Annotated in this window: 19 protein-coding genes; 6 read left to right on the top strand and 13 right to left on the bottom strand. The window is 64.5% G+C overall.

The features are described 5' to 3' along the window. Positions 1-6: 6 nt before the first annotated feature. Positions 7-426, bottom strand: coding sequence for an OsmC family protein (locus tag OB916_RS07800; RefSeq protein WP_315908738.1), 420 nt, complete (start codon positions 424-426; stop codon positions 7-9). Positions 427-644: 218 nt separating this feature from the next. On the opposite strand from OB916_RS07800, the gene OB916_RS07795 reads away from it, so the two are divergent. Then, positions 645-953, top strand: coding sequence for a DUF7521 family protein (locus OB916_RS07795; protein ID WP_315908737.1), 309 nt, complete (start codon positions 645-647; stop codon positions 951-953). Positions 954-1086: 133 nt separating this feature from the next. On the opposite strand, the gene mobA is transcribed toward OB916_RS07795, so the two are convergent. The 4 genes from mobA to OB916_RS07775 all read right to left on the bottom strand — a co-directional run bounded on the left by mobA (position 1087) and on the right by OB916_RS07775 (position 4112). Continuing rightward, complete coding sequence (mobA, locus tag OB916_RS07790; RefSeq protein ID WP_315908736.1) at positions 1087-1683, bottom strand: molybdenum cofactor guanylyltransferase; 597 nt, start codon at positions 1681-1683, stop codon at positions 1087-1089. 36 nt (positions 1684-1719) lie between these two features. Then, positions 1720-2442 (bottom strand): hypothetical protein, encoded by a 723-nt coding sequence (locus tag OB916_RS07785; protein ID WP_315908735.1) that lies wholly within the window; start codon positions 2440-2442, stop codon positions 1720-1722. A gap of 134 nt (positions 2443-2576) precedes the next feature. Further along, a complete protein-coding gene (locus OB916_RS07780; RefSeq protein ID WP_315908734.1) occupies positions 2577-3617 on the bottom strand; it encodes a helix-turn-helix transcriptional regulator in 1041 nt (346 codons plus the stop codon). A gap of 51 nt (positions 3618-3668) precedes the next feature. Next, positions 3669-4112 (bottom strand): ferritin-like domain-containing protein, encoded by a 444-nt coding sequence (locus tag OB916_RS07775; protein WP_315908733.1) that lies wholly within the window; start codon positions 4110-4112, stop codon positions 3669-3671. A gap of 151 nt (positions 4113-4263) precedes the next feature. Between OB916_RS07775 and OB916_RS07770 the strand changes: the two genes are divergently transcribed. Genes OB916_RS07770 through OB916_RS07760 form a run of 3 tightly spaced genes read left to right on the top strand, consistent with a single transcriptional unit; the run spans position 4264 to position 6750 of the window. Beyond that, positions 4264-5097, top strand: coding sequence for a phosphoenolpyruvate hydrolase family protein (locus OB916_RS07770; protein ID WP_315908732.1), 834 nt, complete (start codon positions 4264-4266; stop codon positions 5095-5097). Between the two features lies 1 nt (position 5098). After that, positions 5099-5530 (top strand): cupin domain-containing protein, encoded by a 432-nt coding sequence (locus tag OB916_RS07765; RefSeq protein WP_315908731.1) that lies wholly within the window; start codon positions 5099-5101, stop codon positions 5528-5530. Further along, positions 5527-6750: a Tm-1-like ATP-binding domain-containing protein gene (locus OB916_RS07760; RefSeq protein WP_315908730.1), complete on the top strand. Its 1224-nt coding sequence runs from the start codon at positions 5527-5529 to the stop codon at positions 6748-6750. Before OB916_RS07765 ends, OB916_RS07760 begins: the two co-directional genes overlap by 4 nt. Positions 6751-6906: 156 nt before the next feature. Here OB916_RS07760 and OB916_RS07755 read toward each other — a convergent pair whose 3' ends face one another. The 3 genes from OB916_RS07755 to OB916_RS07745 form a co-directional block, all read right to left on the bottom strand. Then, complete coding sequence (locus OB916_RS07755; RefSeq protein ID WP_315908729.1) at positions 6907-7185, bottom strand: hypothetical protein; 279 nt, start codon at positions 7183-7185, stop codon at positions 6907-6909. Positions 7186-7444: 259 nt separating this feature from the next. Continuing rightward, positions 7445-8419 carry an aldo/keto reductase gene (locus OB916_RS07750; RefSeq protein WP_315908728.1) on the bottom strand — a complete coding sequence of 325 codons (975 nt, stop codon included), beginning with the start codon at positions 8417-8419 and terminating at the stop codon, positions 7445-7447. A 132-nt stretch (positions 8420-8551) separates the two neighbouring features. Then, positions 8552-9274, bottom strand: coding sequence for a DNA-directed RNA polymerase subunit epsilon (locus OB916_RS07745; RefSeq protein WP_315908727.1), 723 nt, complete (start codon positions 9272-9274; stop codon positions 8552-8554). 118 nt (positions 9275-9392) lie between these two features. On the opposite strand from OB916_RS07745, the gene OB916_RS07740 reads away from it, so the two are divergent. Continuing rightward, on the top strand, positions 9393-9593 hold the full coding sequence (locus tag OB916_RS07740; protein ID WP_315908726.1) for a dodecin: 201 nt from the start codon (positions 9393-9395) through the stop codon (positions 9591-9593). A 17-nt stretch (positions 9594-9610) separates the two neighbouring features. Here the strand turns inward: OB916_RS07740 and hisD are convergent, their stop codons facing one another. The 5 genes from hisD to OB916_RS07715 form a co-directional block, all read right to left on the bottom strand. Continuing rightward, positions 9611-10882, bottom strand: a complete 1272-nt coding sequence (gene hisD / locus OB916_RS07735; protein WP_315908725.1) for a histidinol dehydrogenase — start codon at positions 10880-10882, stop codon at positions 9611-9613. Between the two features lie 130 nt (positions 10883-11012). Continuing rightward, positions 11013-11624 (bottom strand): ArsR/SmtB family transcription factor, encoded by a 612-nt coding sequence (locus tag OB916_RS07730; RefSeq protein ID WP_315908724.1) that lies wholly within the window; start codon positions 11622-11624, stop codon positions 11013-11015. Between the two features lie 70 nt (positions 11625-11694). Further along, a complete protein-coding gene (locus OB916_RS07725) occupies positions 11695-12393 on the bottom strand; it encodes a DnaJ domain-containing protein (RefSeq protein WP_315908723.1) in 699 nt (232 codons plus the stop codon). 201 nt (positions 12394-12594) lie between these two features. Next, entirely contained in the window at positions 12595-13833 is a 1239-nt protein-coding gene (locus OB916_RS07720; RefSeq protein WP_315908722.1) for a mandelate racemase/muconate lactonizing enzyme family protein, read from the bottom strand. Positions 13834-14030: 197 nt separating this feature from the next. Further along, positions 14031-14714 carry a metallophosphoesterase gene (locus OB916_RS07715; RefSeq protein WP_315908721.1) on the bottom strand — a complete coding sequence of 228 codons (684 nt, stop codon included), beginning with the start codon at positions 14712-14714 and terminating at the stop codon, positions 14031-14033. Between the two features lie 239 nt (positions 14715-14953). On the opposite strand from OB916_RS07715, the gene OB916_RS07710 reads away from it, so the two are divergent. Continuing rightward, positions 14954-15121 carry a hypothetical protein gene (locus OB916_RS07710; protein WP_315908720.1) on the top strand — a complete coding sequence of 56 codons (168 nt, stop codon included), beginning with the start codon at positions 14954-14956 and terminating at the stop codon, positions 15119-15121. Positions 15122-15210: the final 89 nt, after the last annotated feature.

Below are 15210 nucleotides of genomic sequence, written 5' to 3'. Positions count from 1 at the left end.
TTCCGATCACGCAAGCGCCGCGTCGAGCCGGATATCGACGCCGGCCAGTGCTTTCGAGACGGGGCAGCCTTCCTTGGCACCGGCGGCGATCTCCTGGAACGTCTCCTCATCGATGTCGGGAATCGACGCTTCGAGCGTGAGTTCGATCCAGTCGATTTCGCCCGCCTCGGGGTCGAGGTGGACGTCGGCGTCGGCGTGTAGCTCCTCGGGCTCGTAGCCCGCTTCGTCAAGTTCGTTCGACAGAGCCATCACGAAACAACCGGCATGAGCCGCGCCGATCAGTTCCTCGGGATTGGTCGCGTCCCCGTCTTCGAACCGGGACGCGAACGAATAGGGCCCTTCGTAGACGCCGCTGCCGAGAGCGAGGTCGCCGCTTCCGCTTTTGAGATCGCCGCGCCAGGTCGCCTCTGCGTTGCGTGTTGGCATAGCGGTCGCACAGACGACTCCTGCACAGAAAGAGGTTGGCGAAGTTGCGGGTTCTGCCGCGGTCGCTAGAGACCGTGATGGTTGCTCAGGAGTGGTTGCATGGACTGACGGGATATCGCGCGGACTGGATAGTCGCGCGTCGCGAGGGACGTTCGGTTCCCAGTCGCTGGCAAGCCGGTCGACATTATAATAGCTCACTGTCCCGAGAAACATGACAGATGGGTCCCACGCTCGAGGCGTTCGTCGTCGCGATGAATACCGTCACGCTCGTCTGTGGCGGCCTCGTGACGCTGTATGCCGTGCGCGCCTATCGTCGAACGGGAGCCCGTGCGCTCGGCTCGCTGGCGGTCGGGCTCGCGTTCGTCACGGCAGGCGCGCTGCTGGCTGGCGGACTCCACCAGCTCGTGGGACTCGATTTCGCGACAGGGGTCGGGATCCAAAGTGCGTTCACCGCCGCTGGATTCGCCGTACTCGCGCATTCACTGTATACAAGCTGGGAGAATCCTGGCGGCCAATCATCCATGTGAGCGGAGATCGCCGCGACTGTTCGCCTAGACGGGCCAGATCCGCCGGCCCAGTCACGTCTTTTCGTCCAGACGGGTCAAATCCGCCGGCGTGTTCACGTCTTTTCGTCCAGACGGGTCAAATCCGCCGGCCCAGTCACGTCTTTTCGTCCAGACGGGTCAAATCCGCCGGCGTGTTCACGTCTGCGAGGACGTGGCTTCCCCACCGCTGTTCGACGGACTCGCTCGTGATAGTGGTGTATTCGATGGCGTCAAGCGCTGCACGGAGCCGCCGTGTGCCACGCGACCGCTGTTCGGTGACCGCTGTACGGAGCGCCATCGCGTCGAAGACTGCGGGGACTGGCTGATCGATGCCGTCCGCACGGATCACGATTCCCTCGCTGGATAGCGATTCGAACAGCGAGCGGTACAGTCCAGCGGGAACCAGGGGTCGGTCGGCAGTCGTGACGGCGACGGTATCAGCTTCGAGCCCGTCGAGCGCGGCGTCCAGTCCCGCCAGCGGTCCCTCGTCGGGCGTCGGGTCGGGGCGGTAGTCGACGTCAGACAGTACGGTCTCGAACGCCGAAAGTTGCTCGCGTCGGCAGCTAACGACGACCCGTTCGACGACCGCCTGCAGCGGCTCGACGGCGTGGACGATCAACGGTCGGCCACGAAACTCGGCGAGCGTCTTGTCACGCTCGCCGAACCGACGTGCGAACCCACCGGCGAGGACGATTCCGGCACGCGTATTCACGGACGAGTGTTCGTTTCCCGTCCTGATAGACGTTCGTTATTGACCCATGTGGGGACCGGAGTCATCCGGTGGACCGGGGTCAGCAGGGCCGCCAGGTCCACTACCGGGACCACCGGTCCAGTTCCCGGGGACGCCAGCCGGTGGTCCACCGGGACTGTCGGGCATCCCCTTGCCTACGCTGGGGCCGGCGATCCCGCGTGCGATCTCGGCGACTTCACCGCCGCGCATCTCGCTGGCTTGCTCGCGGAGGCTGTCGATCTCAGAGACGTCAAGCCCCGCGGCAGCACGGGCCTGCTCTGGCAGCGCATCGGCGACGGACCGGCTCCGGTTGAGCTGGTGTTCGAGCTGCTGGGTACGGGCGGCGAGGGCGGCAGTTCTGGCCCGGTAGGTGTCACGGTCGAGCGTGCCGTTCTCGTAGGCCGTCCGGAGTTGCTCGCGTTGCTGGCGGAGTTCCTCGAGACGCGTCTCTATCGCGGGCAGCCGGTCGGCGACGACGGCTGCCTTGCGCTCGTCGCTCTCGGCAGCAGCGATCGCCTGGCCGAAAGCCCGTCCCTCAATCGCGCCGTCAAGTTCTGTCTGGCCGACGGCGACGACGCCGGCGAGTTGTGCACCGGGGGCGATCGAGTCGTCAGTTGCGGTCTGTGCTGGAGCGGACTGGGTTTGTGTCGACGCCGGGAGCGAAAGTGCCGCCGCTGGCGTCACGAACAGTGCCGCGACGACGAGCACCAGCGCCACCCGGTATCGGGACGGTGAACGCATCGTACTTCCTACTCGGCGCCACAGACACGTATAAACGCCACATCTCTATCTCCGATTAAGCGGGATTAAGCAGGTTTCAATCCGGACGCAGTCGCGCGATCTCGCGTCTGTCCCATCGTGAACGGACGAAAGAATTATAATTCGCTTTCGTCCGGATCGACGAGGACGTTCTCGCGGCCGAGGCGGAAGACTTCGACGCGTCCGTCCTCGCGGAGGGTCTTGACGACCTGGCTGGTCTTGGCGTCGGTCCAGTCGAACTCGGCTGCGACCTCTTGCTGTTTGACACGGCCGCCCTGTTCGTCGAGCAGTCGCAGGACCCGCTCTTCGTTGCTCAGCAACTCCTCGTCGGGCTCGGATTTACTTGCACCGCTGGTGTCGCCGGGCCCGGTTTCTGCGAGCGTCTCGTCTGTGGGCCCAGTCGCGTCTGCAGGTTGCTCCTTGCGAGCGCGCCACCACCACAGACCCGCGGCAACGCCGATCACGAGGACGGCAGCGACGCCGACGACAGCCAGCGTCGGGAACGACGAGGCGGGACTGGCGACGACCTGCGGTCCCTCGGGACCGAACTCGATCGGTCCCTGCCAGACAGCAGTCCGGTCGCGCCGATCGTCGGGCGTCGGCGAGACGGTGTCGGCGTCGTATCCTTCGGGCCAGGTGATCACCAGCCGACTATCTTCTTCGAGGAAGAACCCTGCGAGCGCGTCGCCGGCTCGGATCGTCTCACCGTCGACTGCCGAGAAATTCGTCCATCGGAACCGATACGTGACGGTTCCGTACTGCTGGACGCTTTCGACGTCTGTCGATACCGAGAGGTTCTCGATCGCCATCGAACGACCGGTGGCGTTCTCGGCCGTCCGCGCAGTGCGTTCCATCCGATCACGGAACGCCGCAGTGTAGGTCGTGGTGTTCTGTTCGATGTCCGCCTGGAGTTGCTCGAAGGCCCTCGTCTCGTTGTCTGTCGCCAGTTCGACCCGATAGGAGACCGACCAGATCGCGGTGCCGTCCGGTTCGAGCGTCAGATCGAGGACGACGCTGTCCGGATCGAGCTCGCTTTGCGCGAACGTCTCGGCACCGAGTTCCGCACGCGCACCATTGTCAGCGACGGCAGGGCTGGTCGTAACGCTGAGCAATAGCACAGCAGCGACGAACACAGCGCGAACAGCGGGGGAAGTCATCGATCGCGCATATGTTCCCACCCGGGAAAGAGGTAGTGGCCGCGGGAGCGTCTAGAAGGACTTCTTGATGCTGAGGAACGCTGCCTTGTGTGCCTGCTCGTCGGCGAGCAGTTCCGTCGCCAGGTCGGCAGTCACGTAGTCGTCAGCGTCTTCGGCAGCTGCGACCAGTGACTCGTAGGTCTCGATAGCATCCTCTTCGGCCTCGATGACGCCGTCGACGACAGTCTCGACGTCGGTACTGTCTGCGGGCGGCTGGAGCATGTCCTGTGTCGGCTTGATGTCCATCGACGCCGGAGGAACCTCACCGTAGTACCGGAGCCGGTACCCCAGCTCTTCGGCGTGGCCCAGTTCCTCCTGTACGTCTTCCATCAGGTCCTCGGCGACGTCTTCGCCGTCGAGCGTCTCCAGGTAGATCGCGTTCGCGAGGTAGTTCATCACCGTCTCGACTTCGTCGACGTACGCCTGTTTAAGCAAATCCACGACTTCGTCTGACATTGCAAGTGTCTGGTTGGTGGGCTGCACAATAAATTGACGGGTCGGAATCCCGACCGCTGGGAACCCGTATGATTAATATTCTGTAATCCTGTAATGCTTCAAAGTTATCAAAAATTTGATCACAGTCCCGTGTGATGGTAATACGTGACGCATGGAGTTCACACGTCAGGAGTCGCTAGACCGGCTTCAGGAAACAGTATCGAACGGCGATCCGATCATCGGCGCGGGCGCGGGGACGGGTATCTCGGCGAAGTTCGCCGAGCGCGGCGGCGTCGACCTGCTGATCATCTACAACTCCGGACGTTACCGGATGAACGGCCGGGGGTCTCTGGCCGGCCTGTTACCCTACGGTGACGCCAACGAGATCGTCGTCGAGATGGGCCACGAGGTCATCCCGGTCGTCGAGGACACGCCAGTGCTCGCCGGCGTCAACGGGACGGATCCCTTCCGCCAGATGGACGTGTTCATCGAGGACCTGAAACGACGCGGGTTCTCGGGCGTCCAGAACTTCCCGACGGTGGGCCTCATCGACGAGGACAGCGGGTTCAGACAGAACCTCGAGGAGACGGGGATGGGCTACGACAAGGAGGTCGACATGATCCAGGAGGCCGCCGAGCAGGACATGCTCACCTGCCCGTACGTCTTCACCGAGGAGCAGGCCCGCGAGATGGCCGAAGCGGGAGCGGACGTGATCGTCTCGCATATGGGCCTGACCACCTCGGGGGACATCGGCGCCGAGACCGCGCTGGACCTCGAAGCCGCCGCCGAGCGCGTCCAGGCACATCACGACGCCGCCAAGGAAGTCAACGACGACGTCATGGTGATCTGTCACGGCGGCCCGATCGCCTGGCCCGACGACGCCAGGTACGTCCTGAACAACACCGAGGGCGTCGTCGGGTTCTTCGGCGCCTCCAGCATCGAACGTCTCCCGACGGAGGAGGCCATCGAGAACCAGGCTCGCGAGTTCAAGGAGATCGATCTCTGAGATGCCCGACCACGAGTACTTCGTCGAACCCGACGACGTCGAGAGTCAGCTGTTCGACTGGGGCGTCCTGAAGTGGCTGAGCACGCCCGACGTGACGGGCGGCGAGCGCTTCAGCGCGGGGGTCGTCAAACTCGAGCCGGGGAAGGGTCACGAACGCCACACGCACCCCGACAGCGACGAGATCCTCTTCGTCATCCGGGGCGAGGGCGAACAGGAAGTCGCCGACCAGACGCGCGAGATCTCGGCCGGTGAGATGGTGTTCGTCCCCGAAGGCGTCGAGCACGGCACCGTCAACACCGGCTGGGAACCGCTGTTGTTGCTCGCGGTCTACGCGCCGCCGGGTCCCGAGGAGGTACTCCGGGACCTCCCTGAGTGTGAGATCGTCCCGCCGGGAGAACTGCCGACGCCCGAAAACGTGGAGGGGCGAGCATGAGCGTCGTCATCGTCGGCACGCTCGACACGAAAGGCGAAGAGGTCGGCTTCGCCCGGGACGTCCTCCGCTCGCAGGGCGTCGACGTGCACGTGATCGACACGGGCGTGATGGGCGAGCCCGAGATCGACCCGGACACCACCGCGAGCGAGGTCGCCGAGGCCGCCGGCACCACTCTGGAGCACCTTCGGGACGACGCCGAGCGCGGCGAGGCGATGGAGGCGATGGGCGAGGGCGCGGCCGCGATCGCCCAGCGGATGCACGACGACGGCGAACTCACGGGGGTGCTCGGACTCGGCGGCTCCGGCAACACCTCGATCGCGACTACCGCGATGCGCGCGCTCCCGGTCGGTGTCCCCAAGGTGATGGTCTCGACGATGGCCTCCGGCGACACCGAGCCGTACGTCGGCGCGAAGGACGTGATGATGCTGTACTCGGTGGCCGACATCGAGGGCCTCAACCAGCTCTCCCGGAAGGTGATCGCCAACGCGGCGCTGGCGATGGTCGGGATGGTCGAAAACGAGCCCGATGTCTCCGTCGAGGACCGGCCCACCATCGGGGTCACGATGTTCGGCGTCACGACGCCCTGCGTCCAGACGGCCCGGGCGTACCTCGAAGAGCGGGGCTACGAGACGATCGTCTTCCACGCGACCGGGACCGGCGGCCGGGCAATGGAGGACCTGGTGCGCCAGGGCGTCATCGACGGCGTGCTGGACGTGACGACGACCGAGTGGGCCGACGAACTCGTCGGGGGCGTGCTCAACGCCGGCCCCGACAGGCTCGACGCCGCCGCGGAGACGGGCACGCCACAGATCGTCTCGACGGGCGCGCTGGACATGGTCAACTTCGGGCCGCGTGACTCCGTCCCCGCGGAGTTCGAGGACAGACACTTCCACATCCACAACCCGCAGGTGACGCTGATGCGGACCACGCCCGAGGAGAACGCCGAACTCGGCGAGATCATCGCCGAGAAGCTCTCCGCGGCGACCGGCCCGACCGCGCTGTACCTGCCGCTTTCGGGCGTCTCGATGATCGACGTCGAGGGCGAGGACTTCCACGATCCCGAGGCCGACGCAGCGCTGTTCGAGGCGCTCAGAGAGAACCTGGCGGAGTCGGTCGAACTGATCGAGATGGAGACCGACATCAACGACGAGGAGTTCGCGCGAGCGATGGCCGAGAAGCTCGACGAGTACATGCAGGAGGCGGGCCTCGGACCCGAGTGACCGAGGGTGCTGTCGCAACGGGGAATCGACTGTCGAAACGATCCTCCGTTTCATAGTGATTACTGTAACGATGTACCGGTACGACCGTACTACTTCGTGCGGTCGACCCGGAACAGACGTACAGTAATCACTATCAGTCGCGAACCGCTGGGATCGTCACACGTCGGGCGGGGCTCGCGTGTCTGTCGGGATCGGCGTCTCGTCGGACGTCACGTCAGAGACGTCAGTGTCCGCAGAGACGATCCAGACGCGCTCGCCCCCGAAGATCTTGCTCTCGATAGCACCGTCGCGTTCGAGAGCGCGCAACTTCTCGGCCACCGTCTCGTACGAGTCTGAGACCACATCAGCGACGTCTTGGGTCGTCGTCATACCCCCCGCGTCGGTCATCTCTCCCGCCTTCACCGCCTCGATCAGTTCTTGTGAGGTGGTTGTCATTATGTGATAAAATACGGGCTGGAACAGGATAACTCTGCTGTCGTCTTCGTTCCGATAGCCCGCGAAACGTTCCGAGACGCTCACTCACGAGTCGATTCCGGGCCATCAACGTGTCCTGATACTGGTAGCTGTCATGTGTAACGCTCACCTGAATACACTGTTTGTGAGCCAGAGGACAGTCGAACGACTTCGTCAGGAGCTTCTTGACCCGCCTTGCGGAAGATTCGACGGCGGATCTGAACCGCTCTAAAAGACGGTATCAGTCCATTGCGGCGTCGATCCGCTCGAACTGTGCGTCTGTCAGCTCGACGTCGACCGCGCCGAGATTCTCCTCGAGTTGCTCGGGCGTGCGGGCTCCGATGATCGGCACGATTGTCAGGGCTTCGTGGTGGAGCAGCCACGCAAGCGAGATCTGGGCCGGTGAGGCGCCGGTCTCCTCGGCCACGGCACGGATCTCTTCGAGGACGTCCCAGGCGTCTTCCTTGAGATACCAGTCCTCGAAGTGCTCGTCGATGTCCCCGCGCGAGCCGTCGGGGGCCTCGATCTCGCCATCGCCGACGCGCTCGTACTTGCCCGTCAGGAAACCACCGTGCAGCGGCGAGTACGGACAGACCGCCAGGTTCTGATCCTCACAGACGTCGAGATACTCCGCGACTGGATCCCGGTAGACGGCCGAGTACTGGGGCTGAGTGACGGTGAAGGCCTCGTAGTTGTTGACGTCGGCCTTCCAGAGACCCTTGGTCAGCTTCCAGGCGTCAGCCGTCGAGAGGCCGACGTGGTGGACTTTCCCTTCGCTGATGAGATCGTCAACAGTGCGCAGGGTCTTCTCGATCGGCGTCTCGTCGTCGAAGCGATGCAGGTACAGGATGTCCAGATACCCCGTGTCGAGTTTCTCCAGCGAGCCCTCGACTTCCGCGCGGACGTTTTTCGCCGAGAGATTCTCCTGGAAGCGCGAGACGTCCGACCAGTAGCACTTCGAGGCGATCACGTAGTCCTCGCGATCCTGATCGTCGAGCCACTCACCGATCCAGCGTTCGGAATCGCCACCGCCGTAGCCGTTGGCGGTGTCGACGAAGTTCCCACCCATTTCGGCGTACGCGTCGAGCAGTTCGTGGGCTTCTTCCCGACCCGTCTCGACGATACCGGTTTCCTCGTGTTCCATCCCGAATCGCCAGGTTCCGAGCGCGATCGGTGACACTTCCAGTCCGGTCTCTCCTAATCTCACGTACTCCATAGTCGCATCCAGAAGTGGCCCTGCTATAGATCTGATGTGGTATGCCGTCACATGTGACCTCTTCCCCACCATACTCGCTCGTCGCGTAACACGACGGTGCGATCGACGTGGAACGGGATTGCTCGCTCCGTATCAGGCGTCCTCTGGTCGTTCGGCACGCTCGCGGTCGTCGGTGATCGCAGGCAGATTCGGATCGCGGAACGGTGACCGGCCCAGAACCGCCCCGTCGAGGTCCTGTTCCTCGATCTGGGTTTTGAGCACGCGCTTGAGACGGTTGACGTTCGTGGTCGTCAGCTCCTGCTGGTCGAGCAACTGCCGGTAGGTCTCGTCGTCGGTGATCGGATCGTACAGCTCGTACAGTCGTTCCATACTGTCGGCCGACAGCTCGGCCAGGCGCTCGTCGTCGTGCAGGCCGAGCTGGCGCTGGCGCTCGCGGTCGACGACGTGGCTGACGACGACGAGCGTGACCGTCGGGATGGCCCGCTGGCTCCCGAACGCCGTGAGATCGAGTTCGGCCATCAGCCCGAGCACGCGATCGCGCTCCCAGGGCGTCAGATCGAGCCGCGAGCAAACCGCGTGGGCGATCCGGATCTTGTCCAGCCGGTGCATGCGCTCGCTGTGGCCCGCCATCGCCGGGTGTCGTTCCTCGTGGAGCCGCCGCAGGCGCTCGGGGATGTCCTCGTCCGGGCTCTGTGCCCGACCGATCAACGTTGCACTCGGCGTCGCGATGTCCCACCGACGGACGCGTTCGTCTTTGACGGCCTCGGTTCGCGGGAGCGAGCCGTCGCCCGGCCCGGAACTGACCCACGGCTCGTCGTCACGCGGCTCGCGCAACCCCTGGTCCTCGTACCGCATATCTCTCACTCAGAGTTCGGTCGGCAAGACGATGACGGTCGGTAACTATATTTGTTTTCCGTGACAATTATCCGATGGCACGCGGCCCGCTCGGGAGTCGTGCCAGCAGGTGACCACAATGGTATTCAAGAAAATCAAGCTGATCGGGACGAGCACAGAGAGCTTCGAGGACGCAGTCGACGATGCCATCGAGCGCGCCGAAGCGACCCTCGAGAACATCCAGTGGGTTGAAGTCGAGGAATTAGGAGTCGAGATCGCGACGGCCGAGGACCGCGAGTACCAGGCCGAGGCCGTCGTCGCCTTCGAACTGGAAGGATAGCGCGATTGCGGATCTCGCTATTTTTCAAAGCGCACGTCGACGCTGTGGGCGTGCGCTTCGAGCCCCTCGCGATCGGCGAGCGTGGTGATCGTTTCCCGTAGCTCGGACAGTCCGTCTTCCGAGAGTCGTTGGACAGTCGCCGAACGGACGAACGTATCGACCGACAGCCCACTGGCGAGTCGCGCCTGCGCGTCGGTCGGAAGCACGTGGTTCGTCCCGCTGGCGTAGTCGCCGGCAGCGACCGGCGAGTACGGTCCGAGGAAGGCGCTGCCGTAGTTCTCGATTCGATCGAGCAGCGCGTCCTCGTCGTCGGCCTCGACGTAGATGTGTTCGGGGGCGAACTGGTCGGCGAACAGCGCCGCCTCGCTCATCGAGCGGGCGACGAACACGCCGCTGGCCTCGTTGTCCAGCGCGTCGCGAATGATCTCCTCGCGGTCGCGCTCGCCCGCCTGTGCGTCGATCTCCTCGGCGACGGCTGCAGCGAGGTCCTCGTCGTCCGTGACGGTCACGACGGCCGCGTGCGGGTCGTGCTCGGCTTGTGCGACCATTTCCGCGGCCAGGCGTTCGGGATCGGCCGTCCCGTCGGCGAGGACGAGCACCTCGCTCGGGCCGGCGAGCATGTCGATCTTCACGTCGCCGCGGACTTCGGCCTTCGCGGCCGTCACCCACCGGTTGCCGGGGCCGACAATGACGTCCACGCTGTCGATCGATTCGGTCCCGTAGGCCATCGCACTGATCGCCTGTGCGCCGCCGACCTGGTAGACGGCGTCGGCACCGCCGGCGTGGATCGCCGCGAGCGTGACCGGGTTGATCTGTTCGGCCGGGGGCGTCACGGCGACGACGTGGTCGACGCCGGCCGCTTTCGCCGGGACGATCCCCATGAGCGCGCTGGAGGGGTAGGCGGCCGTGCCGCCCGGTGCGTAGACGCCCGCGCTGTCGAGCGGGTAGAACCGACGGCCGAGTTCGCGACCCTCGGTCTCGTAGGACCAGTCCTCGCGGACCTGGCGCTGATGGAACCCCCGGATGTTGTCGGCAGCGGTCTCGATCGCCTCGCGGACGTCGTCGTCGATCGACTCGTAGGCCCGCTCGGCCTCGTCCGTGATGTCGAAGTTGCCCACCTCGACATCGTCGAACTTCCGACAGTACTCCCGGAGTGCGACATCGCCCTCTTCGCGGACGCGATGGACGATCTCCGCGACGTCGTCGCGGATCTCTTCGAGCCCCGCATCGCGTTCGAACAGGGCGCGTCGCTCCGCCGGATCGAGTTCGGAGATGGACTGTACGTCCATACACCCGACTGTTCAGACTGGAGCGTCATACCCTTTGCTATTGTGACCGGAAAAGTCACAGACGGGACGCCGTTCTATCTGTATCGAACGTGAGGAAACGCTGGCCAGGTCGAGTCAAACGACCGCAACACTATCTCGATCGGAGCAGTTGCCACCCGGCGACCATCGCGAGCACGAACGCGCCCCCCAGGAAGAACGCGAGCGCCGGGTCGATGGCGTTGACGACCTCGGCCGCGGTCTGCGGGGCGTCGGCCATAATGTCTGGTCCCGAAGGCTCGGCCGATCCGGGTTCGGGCGCGAGCCAGCGTTCGACCGCCGCACCGAACGCGAGACTGCCGCCAGCGAGCAGCCCGACGGCACCCAGCGCCCGGGCGAGCGCGCGTTCGATCCGCGACTCGCTGTCGTCGCGTCCGGCCACGAAGACGACAGCCTCGCTGGCCGGCGCGTAGACGGACATCTCGTTGCCCTTCTCGGAATAGCGCGTCCCGACCTCCCGGATCAGTCCCGCAGACTGGAGATTTTCGAGGTGATAGTGGACGTTCTGCAGCGAGGTCCCGACCTCCTCGCGTAGCTCGGTCGGAGAGGATGGCTGATCGTACAGTCTCGAAAGGATCGTCCGCGCCGTGTCGGCGGACAGCGCGTTCAACGCGTCCCGCGTATCCTCCGCGTCGAGGCTGTAGACCCGCGGATCCTCCGGCGGGGCCGGATCCAGCCGGGAGGGCAGCAACCGTTGTATCGACATGGTCGTCTCTAGTGAAGCCACCTATAATCCAGTTCCTGTAGCTCAAAGAGCCGTTTGACCGACTGTAACCCTAGGTATACACGATCGAAACGAGGTGCAGTACGGTCGCGGTGACTGCGATTCCGAGGATCCCAAACATGGCGAACAGTCCGGCGATCGCAAACTGTGGCGGGAGGCTCCGGTAGATGACCCAGCCGGTTGCCCCCGCCGATCCGAGCAGGAGGGCGTGAAACAGCAACCACCCGCCGGCCTCGCGCACGAACCGCAATACTCGCTCCCGTGCCGCTGGGCCGTGACGAGGCGTCGTCGGTTCGCCGGCCCGGGCCCAGGCCGCTGCCGGGCCGGCGTCCGTGACGTGTGCCGTCGCGCCGCCCGTCGATCGTCCCTGGGGCCCGTCGCGGTCGCGCCACCACTCGTCGTCCGTCCCGGGAGTCGCCGTCCCTTCGTTGACGGCGTCCGTTCGCTCTGTCTCTCCCGTGCCACGCGGTTCCGCCGCCCGATCCGCCCGCTCCGCTGTCAGGCCGAACAGCTCGGCCCGGGCATGCTGGCGCAGATACGCCTCGTGACCCATGCGATCGTATCTGTCCCGCTCGTCCTCGTCCAGCAGCGTATCCCGGGCCACGATGAGCCGCTTGAACTGCCTGGTCGCGTGCGGATCGTCGCTGACGTCCGGATGCTCGTCTCTGGCCCGGTCGCGATACGCCTGGCGTATCGTCTCCGGATCCGCGTCCCTCCCAACACCCAGCAACGAATACAGCGACTCTCCCATGCCCGTGTGCGACCCATCGCGTTAACACCTCTTTATCCCGTCGGGTATCTTCGCAGTCTGAAGACGGCGTCTACCGTTTTGAGCTGATGGCTATTTTTTGCTCGCGTCGAAGTCGAACAGGGCAAATCGGAGATTTGCTGGCTCGATCCGATTACACCGGATCGAACACCGAAAATCGGAGATTTTTGAGCCTGACGACCCTCACAGTTCGTCAAACAACTCCTCACCGTCGACCATATGCTCCGCGACGGCGTCCATATCGAGCGTCACGCCCAGGCCCGGCTCTTCGGGAATCGTAATGGAACCGTCCTCGATGACGTCTTCCTCGACGAGATCGCCCCACCAGTCGAGTTCGTAGCTGTGGAACTCGACCGCCAGGGCGTTCGGGATCGCCGCACCGACCTGGGCGCTTGCCATCGTCGCTACCGGGGAAGCGACGTTGTGCATCGCTACGGGGACGTAGTACTGGTTGGCGACGTCGGCGATCTTTCTGGTCTCGCGCATCCCGCCGACTTTCGGTAGATCCGGCGCGACGATGTCGACGGCCTGGTCTTCGAGGAGCCGACGATGTTCTGTCACACGATATCGGTTTTCCCCGGCCGCGATCGGCGTGGTCGTCGACCGGGTGACCTCGCGCTGAACCTCGAGGTTCTCGGGTGGAACCGGATCTTCGAGCCACCAGACGTCGTATGCCTCCAGCGCGTCGGCCAGTCGCCTGGCCGACCCGCCGGAATAGGTCCAGTGGCAGTCGAACGCGACGTCCGCCCGGTCGCCGACGCGTTCGGTCACGGCCTCGACGATCTCGACCTTGTGGTCGATCTCGGGCCGGCGGAGATGCCGATTCGCGCGGTCTTTCTCGTGGCCGCTGGGCACATCCAGATCGAACTTCAGCGCGTCGTATCCTAGCTCCTCGACGACGCGCTCGGCCTCGTCGGCGCAGGCCTCGGGATCGGCCTCCGCTTCGGTGTGACAGTCGTTGTAGACGCGCACCTCGTCGCGGTACTTTCCGCCCAGCAACTGGTAGGCGGGCAGCTCCAGAATCTTGCCCGCGAGGTCGTGCAGCGCGACCTCGATCCCGGCGATCGCGGTGACGGTGACACCTTCGACCGATCCCTCGCCGGACATCTTCTGGATCAGGTGTTCGTAGAGACGGTCGATATCCAGCGGGTTCTCCCCGACGAGAAACGGCGTCATCCGGTCGATCAGTTCGGGGACGCCGGCGCCCCAGTAGGCCTCGCCGGTGCCGACGACGCCAGCGTCGGTGTAGACTCTGACGAGCGTCCACGGGAAGTTCCCGTCGACCATCGTCGTCTGGACGTCGGTGATCTCCACGTCGCGGCCGCCGCCACGAGAGCGCGTAACGCCCATCGTCTCCGCGGAGAGGTTTCGCATCGTGTACTCGGCGTTCGGATCGCGCAAGCGGCCATACTCGCGGCTCATGGCCGGCCGTTCCGGCGCGTGCGGGAAAAGTGGTGGTGGTAATATCGCCGAGAGCGATCACTCGGAGAGCGCTTTCGGGACGAGCCAGCGCGTCACGGCTATCAGTCCGAGCAAGATCAGTACGGTCGCGATCGTGATGACGACAGCCACGTCCATGTCTGAATCTCCAACGGCGAGAAATAAAGCACTACCGCTCTCTACAGGTAATGTCGAAACGACCCAAGCTGCGGGAAGCGTAGCGTCTCCCCGGCGTGTTCGTCTCTGACGATCGGTTCGAGCGGCTCGGCCGCGACGACCAGCGGCGACTGGAAGTCCGTCGCGTCCATCCCGTTGATCGGAACGCCGGCGGTAAAACGGTTGAACGCCGGCAACACGAGTGCCTCCGCCCCATCCGGGCCACCGGGACCCTGCAGAAAGCACGGCTGTCGCTGTCCCTCGATCTCGATGACAGGGTGGTCGTGACCCAGGACGTACCGTTCAGCCTCGACGTCGGGCCGTTCGTGTCCGTGTACGACGACCGTCCGCTCGTCGATTCGATATCGGTCCGCGATCGGGCCATCCCAGACTTCCCCGAGCATCGTGTCGTGATTGCCGGCGACGACGACCAGCTCCGCGTCGGCGTCGATGACGCGCTCTTCCAGCGCCGCGAGTCGGTCGTCGACCATCGACGGGATCGTATCGAATGCGTGGAGGACGTCGCCAGCGAGAACGACCGTCCGGGGGGCTGTCGCTTCGAGGAGTTCCTCGAGCCGCCCGAGGACGTCCTGACCGTCTTCGATCGGGGCCTCGACTGCGGACGTCGCGGCGCGACCGAAGTGCAGGTCTGCGAGAACGAGCGTCCCGTCCATCAGGACCGCCCGGTCGCGAAACGTGACCGTCATCGTTCGGAACGAGTGCCCCAGCGGACAAAAACAGTGTGCAACGGGGAGTGTGCGGGGAACACCCCGGCTCGGGTCCCGAGTATTCGATCCGTGTGACCCGTTATTCGCCCCGTCTGCCTGTAGAGAACGTATTGACCACTGGCCGGATCAGAGAGGACGTCGACTGCTGGATCGGGTCCTCGAAACCTGACTCGAACCCGACACATAAAACATTGTGGACAGATAATACACCAGTCACGATGAACCTGGACGACGTCGACGTAACGGAGAGGTACGGCATCGCGTTGCTCGTCTTCTCGGTCTACGGTGCGGTGGCGGGGGTCGAGATTCTCGATAGGATCGCGCTCCTCACGAGCCTGTTCGGACTCCTCCTGTGTACGGTCGCGTTCGTTGCTCGGACTGTCTGACGTCTGTGCGCCCGTGGGTGTCCTCGGCACTGCCGTCCGGCGACTTCTGGCGTTTCGGTCACGTCACAGTCGTATTGCCGGACTGTCGA

It is taken from the genome of Halapricum hydrolyticum (assembly GCF_025517535.1).
Lineage (GTDB): Archaea > Halobacteriota > Halobacteria > Halobacteriales > Haloarculaceae > Halapricum > Halapricum hydrolyticum.
Note: the sequence above shows the minus strand (reverse complement) of the source record. Positions and strands in the feature narration are given on the sequence as shown.

Bases quoted from the DNA above. Each gene is read 5' to 3' on its own strand.
- OB916_RS07720 (WP_315908722.1), bottom strand. From the start codon at position 13,833: ATGAGCCGCGAGTATGGCCGCTTGCGCGATCCGAACGCCGAGTACACG.
- OB916_RS07745 (WP_315908727.1), bottom strand. From the start codon at position 9,274: ATGCGGTACGAGGACCAGGGGTTGCGCGAGCCGCGTGACGACGAGCCG.
- OB916_RS07795 (WP_315908737.1), top strand. From the start codon at position 645: ATGGGTCCCACGCTCGAGGCGTTCGTCGTCGCGATGAATACCGTCACG.
- hisD (WP_315908725.1), bottom strand. From the start codon at position 10,882: ATGGACGTACAGTCCATCTCCGAACTCGATCCGGCGGAGCGACGCGCC.
- OB916_RS07730 (WP_315908724.1), bottom strand. From the start codon at position 11,624: ATGTCGATACAACGGTTGCTGCCCTCCCGGCTGGATCCGGCCCCGCCG.
- OB916_RS07800 (WP_315908738.1), bottom strand. From the start codon at position 426: ATGCCAACACGCAACGCAGAGGCGACCTGGCGCGGCGATCTCAAAAGC.
- OB916_RS07740 (WP_315908726.1), top strand. From the start codon at position 9,393: ATGGTATTCAAGAAAATCAAGCTGATCGGGACGAGCACAGAGAGCTTC.
- OB916_RS07765 (WP_315908731.1), top strand. From the start codon at position 5,099: ATGCCCGACCACGAGTACTTCGTCGAACCCGACGACGTCGAGAGTCAG.
- OB916_RS07775 (WP_315908733.1), bottom strand. From the start codon at position 4,112: ATGTCAGACGAAGTCGTGGATTTGCTTAAACAGGCGTACGTCGACGAA.
- OB916_RS07755 (WP_315908729.1), bottom strand. From the start codon at position 7,185: ATGACAACCACCTCACAAGAACTGATCGAGGCGGTGAAGGCGGGAGAG.
- OB916_RS07760 (WP_315908730.1), top strand. From the start codon at position 5,527: ATGAGCGTCGTCATCGTCGGCACGCTCGACACGAAAGGCGAAGAGGTC.
- OB916_RS07710 (WP_315908720.1), top strand. From the start codon at position 14,954: ATGAACCTGGACGACGTCGACGTAACGGAGAGGTACGGCATCGCGTTG.
- OB916_RS07780 (WP_315908734.1), bottom strand. From the start codon at position 3,617: ATGACTTCCCCCGCTGTTCGCGCTGTGTTCGTCGCTGCTGTGCTATTG.
- OB916_RS07750 (WP_315908728.1), bottom strand. From the start codon at position 8,419: ATGGAGTACGTGAGATTAGGAGAGACCGGACTGGAAGTGTCACCGATC.
- OB916_RS07770 (WP_315908732.1), top strand. From the start codon at position 4,264: ATGGAGTTCACACGTCAGGAGTCGCTAGACCGGCTTCAGGAAACAGTA.
- OB916_RS07725 (WP_315908723.1), bottom strand. From the start codon at position 12,393: ATGGGAGAGTCGCTGTATTCGTTGCTGGGTGTTGGGAGGGACGCGGAT.
- OB916_RS07785 (WP_315908735.1), bottom strand. From the start codon at position 2,442: ATGCGTTCACCGTCCCGATACCGGGTGGCGCTGGTGCTCGTCGTCGCG.
- OB916_RS07715 (WP_315908721.1), bottom strand. From the start codon at position 14,714: ATGACGGTCACGTTTCGCGACCGGGCGGTCCTGATGGACGGGACGCTC.